Raw genomic sequence first — 15,213 nt, forward strand, 5'->3', positions numbered from 1 at the left:
TGATTTGCAAAATAGGTCAAAGTAGTTGACCTAATGCCATCTTCGATTATTCTGCGTAATATGTCAATATGGTTGACACAAAAAACAGCGCTACTGAGTCCTCTCGAAAAAAGCGTGAGGAGCAATTAAGAATATCGGTTGAACTGATGTTCTTCGGGTATCGAGCTTTTACAATCGGCCCGGATGCTCTATTGGCAAAGCAAGGGCTAGGTCGGGTACACCATCGAATTTTGTATTTCGTGGGCCGTGAGCCCTCATTGAGCGTTGCTCAGTTGCTAGCGGTGCTGTCGGTCAGCAAGCAGGCTCTCAATGCTCCATTGCGCGATCTGATGAGTGCAGGGCTGGTCGCGAGTGAGCCTTGCGGTGAGGACAAGCGAGTCAGACGCTTGTCATTGACGAGTACCGGGGAGTCATTGGAGGCGCAGCTCACGGGAATACAGCTTGATCTTATGGCAGGCATCTTCGATGAAGCCGGGGCTGGGGCAGAAGCTCATTGGCAGGAGATCATGCAAAAGATGCGGGCAACTCTGTAGGTTATTCGCCTACTGTGTAAACCTGGTTCTGGTCAGATTCTTTAGTTGTCCAGCTCGGCAGTCTCCAGCCAGAAGCGCACCAGATTTTCCATCTTGTTGCCATCTCTGGGGTCGAAGGATTTTACGATATAGGCATTGGCCTGGCGGTTGTAGCTGTCCGATATATCGTTCTGATCCTTTGAGGAGGACATCATGATGACCGGAATGCTGCGTAGGCGCAGGTCTTGTTTGATCAGCTCCAGTGTTTCCAGGCCTCCCATGCGTGGCATGCGAATATCCATGATGATCAGATCAGGTCGGAAATTCTCGAGTGTATCAAGAGCGTCAATGCCATCTTCACTACGCATTATTTTGACGTCGGGTTTCAGGCGACGGAATACTCGTTGCAACAGATCTGCATCTATATCGCTGTCCTCAACGAGTAGAACAAGATCGTGTGCTTTGGTACTCATGCAGCTTCTCTACTCTGTTGACTCAATGAAAGCGAAAATGAGATGCAAGCGCCGGAGCTGACATCAGAATCCAGCCAGATCAGGCCTCCATGGCTTTCGACAATGGTTTTTGCGAGTGAGAGTCCAATGCCGACTCCTTCGTAGGGTGATTTTTCTCCGTGCAGACGGGCCATGGGTTCAAAGATGATATCTGCGAATCGTGCGTCGATTCCAATACCATTATCGGTAACAGAAAAAAGAGCTTTAGCATCTTTTCTGTTGGCACTCACGACAATGTGTATCAGCTCTTCAGGGTTGTGGTATTTAAAGCTGTTGTCGATCAGACTGTTGATGACGCGAGCCAGCAGTTTGGGATCTGCCAATACCGGTGTTTCCAGGTTTGTGTGGAACTCAACATGCGCTTTGTGTCTGGCAATCTCAGGTTTCAGACTCTGTTCAATGTCTGCGAACAGCCGGGTAATATCGAGTCTGTGTATTTTTGGCTTGGAGAACCCGGCTTTGGTGAAATCGAGAAGGCTGTCGATAATCGAATCCATTTTCTGAACCTGTATATCGATGTGGCCAGTATGTTGTTCAACCGCCTTGTTGTTCTTCTTGTCCTCAATGATCAATTGATTGAACATATTGATGTACCTGATGGGGCTTTTCAGGTCGTGAGAGACGATTCCGGCAAACTGGCTCAGTGACTCGTTTGCTTTGGATAAATTGACATTGGTGGCTGCCAGGTGTTCTGCGAAAGTGCCCAGTGCTGCAGCGTGTTTTTTCTGCCGCCTTGCGACTATGGTGATGAGTAGCAAGCCGAGTAGCGCCGTGCCAACGGTGCTGAGCAAGGATGTCAATGAGCCCTGGCGTTGTAGTTTCTCAAGACGATCCTGAACAGCCGTGTTCAGTAGTGAAAGCAAAACGTCGACTTCCTGTAAAGCCGGATTATCGTCGAAGCGAACCTGTTCATCGATGGATTGGGATGACAGGCCGCTTTCTGCTAGCTGGTGTACCTTGGTCAGCCGTAATGTATAGCCTTCCAGCATTTCATGTGTATTGGACAGGCTTGCATCAATGTCGATGTTATCAGCACTGGTGCGCAAGATTTCAAGCAGAGCGAGTGCATGGGCGGCATCCAGGTAGGCGGCCTCACGATAATGTTCTTCTTCAGGTCGCAACACGTAGTTCTTGAAGTTGTGAATGAGGCCACCGTAACCGATGCGTTGTTCGAGGGTGTTAACGGCTACGTGGGCTTCCGAGAGCAGTGATCGCAGTTCCTTGGCGGTTGTCGAGACACTTGCAGCGGAGCCGATTTGCAACAGGAGCACGATTGCGACACTGCCGATAACCAGCCATAGAGACGAGGTCCAGTGGCTTTCAGACAGTTCGGGTGGCAGCTCAGTTGGTGAACTCTTGGAAGTGTGGTTTGTTATCAAGAGTGATGTTTCAGCACATGTTTTATGATGTCGAGCAAGCCATCTGTATGAATGAAGCAGTGCAATAATATGTGATCTATCGACCTTTGCAAGTGATGCTGAATCCTGTTACTCAGATTGTTTGGGTTACATTTTTGGCGGTTGAGAGCTACTCATTTGCTTGTTTCATGACATTTCCATGTCATTATTTTTTGGGGCACGCTTCGTGCTTTGGTATTGGGTCATGGTGTTTGTCTAATGCCGAGAGCAGGGTAACGACTGCCAGCATCGCATTGCTACAGCCTGCGGTGATTAATGACATGCAATATAATGCAAAAAATGGTGGGCATTCACAATAACGGTGCTGGTTCACTGAACGTCATTCGACACTCATTTTCACAATGATAGATACATGCCTATAGAGAACGACAGCTATACTCTTTCTTCAACATTGACTTTATTCAATGTTGCAGTGCAAAATGATCCGACAACTTTAGTTCTGGAGCGTTGAATGAAATATCAAACATACGAGTTCGCCCGTTCTGCGCTCATGCCCTTGAGAATGCAGAGCAAGTGGATGCGGCAGATGTTGGATACGCCGTTCAACCCATGGCCTGAGAACTACTCGAAAAAGTGGATCCGGGCCTCCAGCACGATGTTCGAGAACATGACACGGCGTTATGGCAAACCTGAATGGGAAATCGACAGCACGACGATAGAGGGTCTGGAAGTTCCGATCACTCCAGTGGTTGCGATGAATCGCACCTGGTGTGATCTTTTGCATTTTGACCGCGATGAGAAGACTTGCGGTAAACGTGATGATCCGAAGGTATTGCTTGTTGCCCCCATGTCGGGTCATTACGCAACGTTGCTGCGTGGCACGGTCAAGGCCATGTTGCCAGATCACTGCCTTTATATTACTGACTGGCGCGATGCCCGGGAAGTACCTGTTGCCGAGGGTGAATTCAATCTGGATGACTTCGTTACCGAAATCATTGAATGTGTTCGCTTTATTGGTAAGGATGTCCATGTCATTGCCGTCTGCCAACCGGCTGTTGCGGCTGTTGCAGCAACCGCTGTCATGGCTGCCATGGACGATGACTGTACCCCCGCATCATTGACACTCATGGGTGGTCCGCTGGATACCCGTCGCAGCCCCACTGCTGTCAATGACTTTGCGAAGTCCAAGCCGCTTAGCTGGTTCAAGCGCACCGTCGTTCAAAGTGTGCCTTGGCCCAACGCGGGTTGCATGCGCCAGGTTTATCCTGGATTCATTCAGCTTTCAGGTTTCATGCATATGAATCTTGAACGGCATATAGAAGCGCACAAGACAGTGTTCAACGATCTGGTCAAGGGTGACTGCGATAGCGTTGACCAGCACAACCGATTTTATGACGAATACCTGGCGGTGATGGACCTGCCAGCCGAGTTCTATCTGGATACTGTAGAAAAGGTGTTCCTGGATCATGCTCTACCCAATGGCACGTACACATACAAAGGCGAAGTCATCGATCTGAATGCCATCAAGGATACGGCGTTGATGACCGTGGAAGGGGAGAACGATGATATCTGCGGCTTGGGTCAAACCGAGGCAGCTCATGATATCTGTCCCAATGTGCCTGATGAGAAGCGCTGGCATTATGTGCAACCGGGTGTGGGCCACTACGGTGTATTCAACGGCACCCGTTGGAGGACAGAAATCCAGCCACGCATTCGGGAGATGATCCGTACAGTTCGGCACCAGAGAAAGACGGCCGTAAAAAAACCAGTAAAGGCCGTCAACGCGGCCTGATCGCAAGGTGTGGTGACAATTCTGGATCCACACTGTCAGATCCTGTGAGGTAGGTGGCCTGCATTCAGGTGGCCTGCACTCAGGTCCCGGCAATTAGAATCTTTCCAGCCATTGTTCGATGTCAGTCAATGTGCGTTCCCGACGCTCCAGAGTCTCATTGAGCAGCTCGTGAAAATCGCCTTCATAGTCGTGCACCGTTAGAAGTCCTGCCGGCACCTTGCTGGCAAACAGCCGAGTTTTGCTCGAGTCTGCCACCGTGTCTGCCCCGGCTATCATCAATAGAGTGTCCACATCAAGCTGAGCGGCTTTGTCGATCATGCGCTGGCCGGTGTCCAGTAACCAGTTAACCAGGGTCGCCGACTTGTAGCCATGAATGAGTGGGTCCGCCACGGCTGCTTGTTGCACAGCAACATCTTTTGTCAAACGGCTGGGGTCATAGCCCAGGTCCAGGCAGAGTTTTGGGGCAAACGTAGACAGCAGGCGCAGCTTGATTCGATCGATGGGACGCATCACTGCAGCGTAGGCTGGCGCGGAAAGTATGAGCCCCGATACGGCAAGCTTTTCCTCAATCACCAGTTGCGTGGCCAATACACCGCCCAGGCTATGTCCAAACAACACAGGTGTAGCGCCCGTTTCATTGGCAAACGCCTCTATCTGAACGGTTGCTGTTGTTGACAGGACATTTTCGGGGTAGACCAGGCCTCGCTGACCTTGTGAACGGCCATGCCCGATATGGTCATGCGCCCCGACGCGCCAGCCTCTGGACGTCAGCCGAGTGACGAGACCCTCGTAGCGGCACGCATGCTCACCGGTGCCGTGCAGCAAGTAGATGCCGTGCGGCCTCACAATCGTGTCCGGTGGTGGGTTCCAGCGGTAGGTCTGTATTTTTGCGTTCATTCGTGTCTCAGCTCCACAGGGCTGTGCATTCAATGATCGAGCCTTTTTGTCGGCGGCGTACGAATCTGTCCCACCAGTTGTATGTAGCAGAAAGTAGACTGGGTGCAGCATAACGACTCTTGCGCTGACAGGCCCGTCTGATCTGCCGAAGCTTTAGCCGACAAAAGACAAATGACAACTCACTTCGACATTGTTAATGTATGGGGTTCACATAAAAAAGTGACTGGCCTCAGGGCAGTCTGGATACTGGCAGCTCGCGGTATCAACCAACCACTTGGAAGCACTTTATGAATTCGTTTTCCCTACACCACCGTTTTCCTCGCAAGCTGATTGTTTCTCTCTCATCTGTACTCTTGGGTGTCGCATTGACTGGCCAATCAATGGCAGCTGATGTCACGTTGAGAGTGACGTTGCAATTGCCTTTGAAGAGTCACCTGGGGCAGAATATGGTGCTTTTCGAAAAAGAGGTTGAAGAGAAGTCAGGCGGCGCAATTGATGTTGAAATCTATGATTCAGCGACCTTGTACAAAGACAAGGAAGTACCCGCAGCGGTCGGTTCAGGTTCTATCGAGATGGGGGTTGTATCGCTAACGCGCTATGTAGGAGATGTGCCTGCTGTAGATATTTTCTACCAGCCATTCCTGTTTGATACCGAGGCCAAGGTTCGCAGTGCGGTTGCCAAAGGCTCTACTGTACGGGCGCCATTGGATGCGGCGATTGCTGAGACCGGTTCAACCGTTCTGTGGTGGCAAGCTTATGGTGGCGCGGTATTGTTGTCCAAAGAGGAGCCTGTCAAGACGCCTGCAGACATGGTCGGCAAGAAGGTTCGCGTGTTTGGCAAGACGCTGGGTGACTTTGTGACAGCAACAGGTGGAGCTCCAACGCTTGTCTCAGGTTCAGAGCAATACCTGGCCTATCAGCGAGGGACTGTTGATCTGGGCATGACGGGAGTGTCGGGTGTTGCCTCTCGAAAGCTGTGGGAAGTCATGGATACCATCACCATTACCAATCATGCTGACATCGAATTCATTGTGGTCGTCAATACCGACTTCTGGAACGAGCTGTCTGAAGAGCATAAAGAGATCATCGCCGCGGCGGGCCTGGTTGCCGAGGCAGATGTGCGTGATCGGATGACTAGCATCGAGGCTGACGCCTATTCTCTGGCCGAAGAGAACGGCATGACGCTGTATACACCTACTGCAGAAGAAGTGAGCGAGTGGCGCGCTGCCAGTGAACCTGTTTATGAGGCATTCACAGAGCAGGCAGGTGATTTGGGTGCTACTGTTCTCAACGCTGCCAAGGCGCTGTAAAAAGCCGTACACATTACGTTTTTCTCGAGAATACTTCCCCAGGTCAGCATCCTTGATTATGTCTGTGACTCGTTTATTTGACTGGCTGAATCGCGTCGGTACTGCGTTGGCCAGTTGCCTTTTTGTAGCCGCGGGAGCGATGCTGACCTACGAGGTCATTGCTCGATACTTCTTTACCAAGCCGACGAGCTGGGCAGCAGAGTTATCTCAGATGTGTCTGATCTGGGGGGCTCTGTTGGCCATGGCCTCGCTATTGTCCAAGCGTCAGCACATTCAGGTTGATGCGGTGGTGCAGCTGCTGCCAGGCCATGTAGTTCGCTGGGTAGATATGCTGGTGCTGATGGTCGTTGGCATTTTTTCAGGTGTTGTAACCTGGTATGGTTTTGAGATCTTCTACGATTCATTTATTCGTGGACGAACCACTGGCAGCATGTTGAATATTCCAATCTGGATTGTCGAGCTGGCTGTGCCGGTCGGCTTCTTCATGCTGACTCTGCAATGCGTCTATGAGATCAAACGAACCTTGTTCCGGGTTGTCAGTCCAGCTGAGGGCGTCTCGTCATGACAGTCGTCATTATTCTTGCTTGCCTGTTCACCCTGTTGCTGGCGCGTGTGCCAGTGGCATTTGCGCTGGGTTTTCTGGGTCTTGCCATGCTGGTGGTCGGCGGGTTTTCTCCGCTGATGGCTCCGCAAGCCATATTGTCTACGCTAGATGGTTTTATCCTGTTGGCGGTACCGTTGTTCTTGTTGATGTCCAATGTCTTGCTCAAAGCCGGCGTCGGTGCTGATCTGTTTAACGCGGTGCAGGCCTGGGTCGGGCATTGGCCTGGCGGGATTGCCGTTGCCACCATTTTATCTTGTGCATTCTTTGCAGCCATTTCTGGCTCATCGGTCGCTACCGCCGCAACAATTGGTACCGTTGCGATTCCAGAAATGATTTCGCGTGGCTACGACCGCCGGTTTGTCTATGGCTTGTTGGCAGCAGGTGGCACGCTGGGCATACTGATACCACCTTCCATTCCGATGATCGTCTACGGCTTTGTGACGGAAGAATCGGTCATCGCCCTGTTTCTGGCAGGCATTGGACCGGGGATGGTACTGGTGGCCTTGTTCATCGGCTATTCCATGATCTATGCGCGGTTTATCAATCGCAACAAGAGTCCGGCGAAAGCGAGCGGTGCTGAACGGCGCAAGGCAACCATACGGGCATTGCCATCCATAGCACTTGCAACACTGATCATGACAGGTATCTATTCAGGTGCCTTTACGCCAACGGAGGCGGCAGCCATCGGATTTTCGGCAGCACTGCTGATCACGGCGGTATTTCTGCGATCGTTAAGCTGGGCCAAATTCAAGGAAGCCGCTCACGAATCGATGGTAACCACGGTCGCCATCTTGCTGATCATTGCCGGGGCTAAAATATTCGGCAAGGCCATCGCGCTGTATCGAATACCGCAAGACATCTCCGTCATGATCAGTGAGAACTTTGGTACACCATTGGGTTTTATTCTGGTGATCAGTGTTGTATTGCTGGTAATGGGGCTGGTGTTCGAAGCACTGTCCATGGTCTTGATCATGACGCCGGTGCTTTTGCCGGGGGCTATCGGCCTGGGCTTCGATCCTATCTGGTTCGGAATCTATATGGTCATACTGGTTGAATGTGCACTGATCACGCCACCGGTGGGTTTGAACCTGTATGTCATTCAGTCAGTGGCAAAGTCCTCGTTAGGGGATGTGTGTCGGGGTGTATTGCCTTTTCTCGTCCTGATGCTGCTGACGGTCGTTCTGCTCTATCTGCTGCCTGATATGGCACTGTATATCCCCTTCAAGTTGTAACCTTCATTCATCGGCAGGAACAGGAGCTTTTCACTCGCATGAACCATCCGCAACCTGCGCAGGTGCTCAGAGATCTGTTGTCCAGCAATGCCTTTCTGACGATGCCGTGCTGTTTTGATGCACTCTCGGCAAAACTGATTGAACAGAAAGGTTTTGCACTGACATTCATGTCAGGCTTTGCCACATCAGCTTCGCGAATCGGGGAGCCGGACCTGGGCTTGATGTGTTATTCGGAAGTGCTTGATTCTGCCAGCAACATTTGCGATCAGATCAATATTCCGCTGATTGGTGATGGCGATACGGGCTATGGGAATCCCATGAACGTACGGCGCACCGTTGAAGGCTTTGCCAAGGCCGGTTGTGCGGCGATCATGATTGAAGATCAGCTGGCGCCGAAGCGATGTGGGCATACGCCGGGCAAGGAGGTGGTTGATCGTGAGGAGGCGTTTGATCGTATTCGTGCAGCGGTTGATGCCAAAGAGCAGGGGCGTGACATCATGATTCTTGCGCGTACTGATGCCAGGCACAATCATGGACTGGCTGAAGCGATAGATCGAGCCGCACACTTTCATGAGCTGGGAGCCGAGATCCTGTTTGTGGAGGCGCCGCAGACTGTCGAGGAGATGCGTACCGTGTGCAAGGAACTGCCCGGCTTCAAGATGGCCAATATTGTCGAGAATGGCTTCACGCCGGATTTACCACCCGAACATCTGGAAGAGCTGGGTTTTTCAATAGCGGCCTATCCTCTGTCATTGATGTCGGCGGCCATGAAAGCCATGCTGGAAACCCTGGATGCTTTGCGAACGGGCCAGCCACGCGACAAGCTGTTACTCGATTTCTCGGAATTACGTCAGCGAATTGGCTTTGACGAATATTATGAGAGCTCTAATCGATACAAGAGTGCGCAGCGAAAAGAGACGGCGCCAGAGTAGGAGGGTAAGCTACCGTGAAGCTGGGCCATGGTTACCCGTCCGGAGCAATTCACCTGAGCACGATTCAAAGAGCATTCAAATATGAGCTGGATTGATCAATTTCCCGGCTTGTCTTCGTTAGGCAGTGTTGAGCGAGAACTGTTGCTGGCTAACAGCTCGGTGATGAGTGTGCCAAAAAATACCGTGGTATTTGGTCCCGGAAAAACGCCTGACCACCTGTTGCTGCTGTTGGAAGGTACGGTGCGTGTGGAGCAACTGTCAGAGAAGGGACGCGAGATTGTGCTCTATCGAGTGCGTGCGGGTGAGAGTTGTGTCATGACCTCTGCCTGCATGCTCGCCTTCGAGAGCTACTCTGCACAAGGGGTCACAGAGAGCGAGGCTCGAGCGGCTGCGATCCCGTTGAAAGTCTTTGATCAACTCGTCAGTGAGTCAGCCGACTTCAGGCACTTTGTCTTCACAGCCTTTTCCACACGTATCGTGGAGCTCTTTCATGTCATTGAAGATGTGGCCTTCCAGCGTATCGATATCCGGCTGGCTGCAAAAATTCTAGAGCTGGCTCAAGGCGATGAGCTCATTCGAATTACCCATCAGCAACTGGGTGCTGAGCTGGGTACGGCGCGGGAGGTGATCTCTCGCCAGTTGTCAGAATTTCAGCGGCGAGCATGGATAAAGCAGACCAGGGGCGCTATACAGATAGTGGACTCTGGCGGGCTTCAAAAGCTGGCGGGTAATTGATCTCAGTGCTAAGGCAGCTGATCGCTGCTAATGATGATTTCAGGTTGCTATTCGATGTGTATGTAAAATATCCCATAGCGTGACTTTGTCACTGACAGGCCTATCGCACAGCTCTAGACTCAGGTTCGATTCGGTTATTGGCTGACGATACGCGTATCTTGGGTTTCTGAAGAGAAGCCACTTGCTTGATCATCGCTAGCGCCAGACAAATTCCCACGCAAGTCAGATTGACGTACGCCGCCAGTTGAACAGGAACAATCCATGAGCAACACCTCAGCATTGATGAATACACAGCCTGACGTTACGGCTTTTTTTGATCCGGCCACCAACACCATCAGTTACGTGGTCAAGGATCCGGAATCCAGTGCGTGTGCCGTTATCGATTCGGTCATGGACATAGATTATGCCGCTGGACAGATCACCTACGACCACGCTGATGCGATCATTGCCTTCATCAAGGTTCATGAGCTCACTCTCGAATGGTTGATAGAAACGCATGTCCATGCTGATCACCTTTCCGCCGCGCCCTATATCCAGCAGCAACTGGGCGGCAAAATCGGGATAGGTGAGAAGATCACTTTCGTGCAGGAGACCTTCGGCAAGGTCTTCAACGAAGGCACAGAATTTCAGCGCGATGGCAGCCAGTTTGATGCCTTGTTCAGCGATGGGGAGATCTATCAGATCGGTGGCATGACGGCTCGTGTCATGGCAACGCCAGGCCATACGCCCGCCTGCATGGTGCATGTGATCGGCAATGCGGCCTTTATTGGCGATACCTTGTTCATGCCTGATGGTGGCTCAGCCCGAGCTGACTTTCCGGGTGGTGATGCAGGTGAGCTTTATGACTCCATCCAGAAAATACTCGCCTTGCCCGATGACATGCGCCTGTTCATGTGCCACGACTATGGGCCCAATGGTCGGGAGATTCAGTGGGAAACCACTGTTGCTGAGGAAAAGGCACACAACATTCATGTTGGCGGTGGTAAGAACAAGGCGGATTTTGTCAAGTTTCGTACTGAGCGAGATGCACAGCTTGATATGCCCAAACTGATTATTCCTTCATTACAGGTCAACATGCGAGCGGGTGCCATTCCGGTTGATGCTGAGGGGCGGCCTTCGCTCAAAGTTCCGCTTAACGCACTGAAATAAGACCACCGGTAAAGAGGATGAAGTCGATGGACATAAAAAGAATATCAGACAAGTTGTCACTCAGTGAGCAACTGCAACTGGCCGATATCCCTTTGCTGGTGGAGCAGGGGTACCGCTCGATCATTTGCAATCGTCCCGATGGCGAGGGCGCTGATCAACCCACATTCGAGGAAATAAGATCCGCGGCAGAACCGCTGGGCCTGGATGTTCGATTTCTCCCTGTGGTGCCTGGCCAGATCAGTGATGAGGATGTCACCGCATTTTCTCAGGCCATGCGAGAGCTGCCCAAGCCGACACTGGCTTTTTGTCGCACCGGTACTCGATCAGCCACACTGTGGTCGTTGAGTCAGGCCAGTAGTCAGCCAATTTCCGATATTCTGTCCGCCGCCAAAGCGGCCGGCTATGACATGTCCGGTGCTGCGCGACGCCTGGCAAACGGTGGCAAGACGCCGACGAATCAGGCCGATGCGAGCTACGATGTGGTTATCGTCGGTGCAGGTGCTGCTGGCATCGCTGTGGCAGCCAGCTTGCTGAAACGTCGTTCGGATCTGGAAATTGCCATCATCGATCCGGCGGATATCCACTATTACCAACCGGGCTGGACCATGGTGGGCGGTGGAATCTTCGAGCCTGAAGAAACTGCCAAAACCATGGGCTCGTTGATTCCCAAAGGTGTTCATTGGCTCAAGACGGCAGTGACCGCTTTTGAACCCAAAAATGATTCGATTATCCTGGAAGGCTGCAGGGTCATCAAGTACGGCAGAATGATTGTCTGTCCGGGTCTGAAACTGGACTGGAACAAGGTTGAGGGTCTGAGCGATACGCTGGGTCGCAATGGGGTGACCTCCAACTATCGTTACGATCTGGCGCCCTATACCTGGTCTCTGGTGCAATCGCTGGAATCGGGTAAAGCCATCTTCACGCAGCCACCGATGCCCATCAAATGTGCAGGTGCACCTCAGAAGGCACTCTACTTGTCGGCAGATCACTGGTATCGCAATGGGCGAATCAATGATATCGACATCTCGTTCAACAATGCAGGGGGTGTCTTGTTCGGTGTCAAGGAATACGTACCGGCATTGCAGTCCTATATTGATCGCTATCAGGCATCGCTTAATTTCTTCCACAATCTGGTGGCTGTGGATGGCGCTGCGAAAAAGGCGTGGTTTGATGTGTCAACACCGGATGAGCCGGTACGGCGTATAGAGACCGACTTTGACATGATGCACGTGTGTCCGCCTCAGTGTGCGCCCGATTTCATCAAGGTATCACCACTATCTGATGCCGGTGGCTGGATTGATGTCGAGCAGACAACGTTGCGACACAAAACTTTCGATAACATCTGGGCTCTGGGTGATGTGACTAATGCGCCTAATGCCAAAACGGCTGCCGCTGCGCGAAAACAAGCGCCGGTCGTGGCCGCCAATGTGGTTGCCGACATTGCCGGAAAATCTGCTGTCGCCTCCTATGATGGATATGGTTCTTGCCCCCTGACCGTTGAAAGAGGGAAGATCGTGCTGGCAGAATTTGGTTATGGCGGCAAGTTGCTACCCAGCTTCCCATCCTGGTTGGTTGATGGCTCAAAGCCTTCCAGAGCAGCCTGGTTCCTGAAGGAGAAAATGCTTCCGCCCATTTACTGGAAAGCCATGTTGCGCGGTCGTGAATGGATGGCTGAACCACAAGCGTTGAAGTCGCCGGATTGAGTTTTATTCAAGTGCGTAATTATTTACCGATATTGAAGTGGGGCCGTGAATACAATCGCTCTGCCCTGAGCAGTGATCTGTTGGCGGCTGTCATCGTGACCATCATGCTGATTCCGCAATCGCTTGCCTACGCCTTGTTGGCAGGTTTGCCGCCCGAGGCGGGCTTGTATGCCTCCATTATGCCAATCTTGTTGTATTCAGTGTTCGGCACCAGCCGCACACTGGCCGTGGGGCCTGTCGCTGTCGTGTCTTTGATGACAGCTGCAACTCTGGGCAAGGTTGCCAGTACCGGCAGTGCTGATTACGCCAGTGCGGCACTGACACTAGCTGGTCTGTCAGGGCTTATTCTCATTGTCATGGGGGTTTTCAAGCTGGGGTTTCTGGCCAACTTTCTCTCGCACCCGGTGATCGCAGGGTTTATTACGGCATCCGGTATCATCATCGCCACCAGTCAGCTCAAGTATGTTCTGGGTGTGGATGCGGGCGGCCATAACTTGTTGGAGTTGATGAGTTCACTGGTAGGACACGTGCTGGATACGCATTGGATTACCTTGTTGCTGGGCGTCTCGGCGACGCTCTTTCTATTCTGGGTCAGGAAGGGGCTCAAGCCCTTGTTGAAACGCCTGGGCGCGGGTGAGGCTCTGGCCGCGGCACTGACCAAAACCGGACCGATCATGGCGGTGGTTGGAACAACGTTGGCAGTCTGGTACTTTGACCTGGCCAATCAAGGCGTCAATGTGGTGGGTGCCGTACCGCAATCCTTGCCACCGCTGACACTGCCCAGCTTCTCACTGGAGCTGACCAAAAGCCTGCTGGTGCCGGCGTTGTTGATATCCATCATTGGCTTCGTGGAATCGATCTCGGTCGCGCAGACCCTGGCGGCCAAGAAACGGCAACGGATCGAACCCAATCAGGAACTGATCGGCCTGGGTGCTGCCAATGTGGGTGCGGCACTGACGGGAGGATTTCCTGTTACGGGTGGTTTTTCCCGATCTGTCGTCAATTATGATGCCGGTGCCGAGACTCCTGCCGCGGGTGCGTATACAGCCGTGCTGCTGGCCGTTGCAGCGGTTTTTCTGACACCGCTGGTCTACTATCTACCCAATGCAACGCTGGCTGCTACCATCATTGTCGCTGTCTTGTCGCTGGTGGACTTCAGCATGCTGTCGCGGACCTGGGCATACTCCAAAGCGGATTTTACGGCCGTTCTGACAACGATATTATTGACACTCGGTATCGGGGTGGAGGCAGGTGTGACCGCTGGGGTTCTCATCTCCATTCTTCTATTTCTGTACAAGACGTCACGTCCGCATGTCGCCGAGGTTGGGTTAGTGCCAAAGACTCAGCACTTCAGAAACATCAATCGTCACAGTGTCGTGACTGATCCAAGCCTGGTGAGCATCAGAGTGGATGAGAGTCTCTACTTTGCCAATGCCAGGTTCCTGGAGGACTATCTTTACGATCGAACGGTGGCCTGTCCCGATGTCAGGCATCTGGTTCTCATGTGTTCGGCAATCAACGAGATAGACATGAGTGCGATAGAGTCACTGGAAGCCATCAATCATCGTCTGAAGGATATTGGTATTCAGCTGCACCTGTCGGAGGTCAAAGGTCCGGTCATGGACAAGCTGGAGCAGACGCACTTTCTGCAAGAGCTGACGGGTCGTGTGTTCCTGGCACAATATGATGCCATCAAGACACTGACGCCATCGCTGTGTGAAGCGGATAACGCAGCATGACGATCTGATCATCATGTCGTACTGCCGGGCGAAAGATTATTGATCCGCCCGACAGTACGAATGTCACCTCAGCTATGCAGGACTACCTTGGGGTATTGCCTGATTCTGAGTTGCTGTACTTCCTTATTTGGAATCGGTCTGCTCAAAGTCGCTGTCCGTATCCAAATCTGCGTCTGCGTCGATGTCGACGGCCTCTGGTTCTGCCGCGGGCGCCGGTGGACGCCGATCAGCGGCGCGATCCAATGTGCTTTTAACCATGCGGGCGAGTTTTTCAGAGGCACCGGTGACGGAGCCGCCGACGGTTCCGGAATGTTCTGTCACGGCCATGGGTTGACGGCCTTCCAGACGGACTTCCATGGCGCAACACTTGTCTTGCTGACCAGGCTTCGTACCGATATTGTCGCTCAGGTGTAGCTCGACCCGTGTGACGTGCTGGCTGCAATGTCGCAGCGCGTGCTTCACTATATCTTCAAGCTCGGTTGCCCGAGTTTCGTGTACATGAATGTGATTATCGGTTCTGATCTGAATTTGCAAGTTTAAGCTCCGAAGTTGAACAATGATGCCTAGCGTCTTAAATATTCTTAATCAGTTGTATATCATTCTACGGACTTTGTCAGTTCTACAATGCGAAATGAAGTTTCATTGAAACCTGACATCTAACGGCCCGAGGGCTCAGTTAGGGATCGTGAAATAATTAAGTATCAGTTTTCATTTGGTCCTGCGCCTGTCCGGCAAGGC

The 15,213-nt window shown here is 52.2% G+C and carries 14 protein-coding genes; 10 read left to right on the plus strand and 4 right to left on the minus strand.

The genetic code is table 11. From position 1 onward, the window contains the following. The first annotated feature begins 68 nt into the window (after positions 1-68). Positions 69-533, plus strand: a complete 465-nt coding sequence (locus IMCC3135_RS14900; protein ID WP_088918349.1) for a MarR family winged helix-turn-helix transcriptional regulator — start codon at positions 69-71, stop codon at positions 531-533. Positions 534-574: 41 nt separating this feature from the next. Here IMCC3135_RS14900 and IMCC3135_RS14905 read toward each other — a convergent pair whose 3' ends face one another. Together IMCC3135_RS14905 and IMCC3135_RS14910 are read right to left on the minus strand one after the other, a co-directional pair. After that, the gene (locus IMCC3135_RS14905; protein WP_088918350.1) at positions 575-985 is read right to left on the minus strand and encodes a response regulator; all 411 of its coding nucleotides are present in this window, start codon (positions 983-985) and stop codon (positions 575-577) included. Beyond that, positions 982-2,403, minus strand: coding sequence for a sensor histidine kinase (locus tag IMCC3135_RS14910; RefSeq protein ID WP_088918351.1), 1,422 nt, complete (start codon positions 2,401-2,403; stop codon positions 982-984). Before IMCC3135_RS14910 ends, IMCC3135_RS14905 begins: the two co-directional genes overlap by 4 nt. Positions 2,404-2,893: 490 nt before the next feature. Here IMCC3135_RS14910 and IMCC3135_RS14915 point away from each other — a divergent pair, with 490 nt between their 5' ends. Beyond that, positions 2,894-4,174 carry a polyhydroxyalkanoate depolymerase gene (locus tag IMCC3135_RS14915; protein ID WP_088918352.1) on the plus strand — a complete coding sequence of 427 codons (1,281 nt, stop codon included), beginning with the start codon at positions 2,894-2,896 and terminating at the stop codon, positions 4,172-4,174. A gap of 93 nt (positions 4,175-4,267) precedes the next feature. Here the strand turns inward: IMCC3135_RS14915 and IMCC3135_RS14920 are convergent, their stop codons facing one another. Beyond that, positions 4,268-5,071 carry an alpha/beta hydrolase gene (locus tag IMCC3135_RS14920; RefSeq protein WP_157736001.1) on the minus strand — a complete coding sequence of 268 codons (804 nt, stop codon included), beginning with the start codon at positions 5,069-5,071 and terminating at the stop codon, positions 4,268-4,270. A 287-nt stretch (positions 5,072-5,358) separates the two neighbouring features. On the opposite strand from IMCC3135_RS14920, the gene IMCC3135_RS14925 reads away from it, so the two are divergent. The 8 genes from IMCC3135_RS14925 (at position 5,359) to IMCC3135_RS14960 (ending at position 14,475) form a co-directional block, all read left to right on the plus strand. Continuing rightward, positions 5,359-6,381, plus strand: coding sequence for a TRAP transporter substrate-binding protein (locus tag IMCC3135_RS14925; protein ID WP_088918354.1), 1,023 nt, complete (start codon positions 5,359-5,361; stop codon positions 6,379-6,381). Positions 6,382-6,445: 64 nt separating this feature from the next. After that, positions 6,446-6,946: a TRAP transporter small permease gene (locus IMCC3135_RS14930; RefSeq protein WP_205738053.1), complete on the plus strand. Its 501-nt coding sequence runs from the start codon at positions 6,446-6,448 to the stop codon at positions 6,944-6,946. Beyond that, positions 6,943-8,217, plus strand: coding sequence for a TRAP transporter large permease (locus IMCC3135_RS14935; RefSeq protein WP_088918356.1), 1,275 nt, complete (start codon positions 6,943-6,945; stop codon positions 8,215-8,217). Before IMCC3135_RS14930 ends, IMCC3135_RS14935 begins: the two co-directional genes overlap by 4 nt. 38 nt (positions 8,218-8,255) lie before the next feature. Beyond that, complete coding sequence (locus IMCC3135_RS14940; protein WP_088918357.1) at positions 8,256-9,149, plus strand: isocitrate lyase/PEP mutase family protein; 894 nt, start codon at positions 8,256-8,258, stop codon at positions 9,147-9,149. Between the two features lie 81 nt (positions 9,150-9,230). Continuing rightward, positions 9,231-9,884, plus strand: a complete 654-nt coding sequence (locus tag IMCC3135_RS14945) for a Crp/Fnr family transcriptional regulator (RefSeq protein WP_088918358.1) — start codon at positions 9,231-9,233, stop codon at positions 9,882-9,884. Positions 9,885-10,145: 261 nt separating this feature from the next. Next, a complete protein-coding gene (locus tag IMCC3135_RS14950) occupies positions 10,146-11,033 on the plus strand; it encodes an MBL fold metallo-hydrolase (protein WP_472343589.1) in 888 nt (295 codons plus the stop codon). Positions 11,034-11,059: 26 nt separating this feature from the next. Further along, the gene (locus IMCC3135_RS14955; RefSeq protein ID WP_088918359.1) at positions 11,060-12,736 is read left to right on the plus strand and encodes a bifunctional protein tyrosine phosphatase family protein/NAD(P)/FAD-dependent oxidoreductase; all 1,677 of its coding nucleotides are present in this window, start codon (positions 11,060-11,062) and stop codon (positions 12,734-12,736) included. A gap of 11 nt (positions 12,737-12,747) precedes the next feature. Next, a complete protein-coding gene (locus IMCC3135_RS14960; RefSeq protein ID WP_236994788.1) occupies positions 12,748-14,475 on the plus strand; it encodes a SulP family inorganic anion transporter in 1,728 nt (575 codons plus the stop codon). A 123-nt stretch (positions 14,476-14,598) separates the two neighbouring features. On the opposite strand, the gene IMCC3135_RS14965 is transcribed toward IMCC3135_RS14960, so the two are convergent. After that, complete coding sequence (locus IMCC3135_RS14965; RefSeq protein WP_205738055.1) at positions 14,599-15,009, minus strand: HPF/RaiA family ribosome-associated protein; 411 nt, start codon at positions 15,007-15,009, stop codon at positions 14,599-14,601. Positions 15,010-15,213 lie beyond the last annotated feature (204 nt).

Source organism: Granulosicoccus antarcticus IMCC3135, assembly GCF_002215215.1.
GTDB classification, from domain to species: Bacteria; Pseudomonadota; Gammaproteobacteria; order Granulosicoccales; family Granulosicoccaceae; genus Granulosicoccus; species Granulosicoccus antarcticus.

Coding starts and splice junctions, on each gene's coding strand:
- IMCC3135_RS14900 (WP_088918349.1), top strand. CDS start 69: ATGGTTGACACAAAAAACAGCGCTACTGAGTCCTCTCGAAAAAAGCGT.
- IMCC3135_RS14905 (WP_088918350.1), bottom strand. CDS start 985: ATGAGTACCAAAGCACACGATCTTGTTCTACTCGTTGAGGACAGCGAT.
- IMCC3135_RS14915 (WP_088918352.1), top strand. CDS start 2,894: ATGAAATATCAAACATACGAGTTCGCCCGTTCTGCGCTCATGCCCTTG.
- IMCC3135_RS14920 (WP_157736001.1), bottom strand. CDS start 5,071: ATGAACGCAAAAATACAGACCTACCGCTGGAACCCACCACCGGACACG.
- IMCC3135_RS14925 (WP_088918354.1), top strand. CDS start 5,359: ATGAATTCGTTTTCCCTACACCACCGTTTTCCTCGCAAGCTGATTGTT.
- IMCC3135_RS14935 (WP_088918356.1), top strand. CDS start 6,943: ATGACAGTCGTCATTATTCTTGCTTGCCTGTTCACCCTGTTGCTGGCG.
- IMCC3135_RS14940 (WP_088918357.1), top strand. CDS start 8,256: ATGAACCATCCGCAACCTGCGCAGGTGCTCAGAGATCTGTTGTCCAGC.
- IMCC3135_RS14945 (WP_088918358.1), top strand. CDS start 9,231: ATGAGCTGGATTGATCAATTTCCCGGCTTGTCTTCGTTAGGCAGTGTT.
- IMCC3135_RS14950 (WP_472343589.1), top strand. CDS start 10,146: ATGAGCAACACCTCAGCATTGATGAATACACAGCCTGACGTTACGGCT.
- IMCC3135_RS14955 (WP_088918359.1), top strand. CDS start 11,060: ATGGACATAAAAAGAATATCAGACAAGTTGTCACTCAGTGAGCAACTG.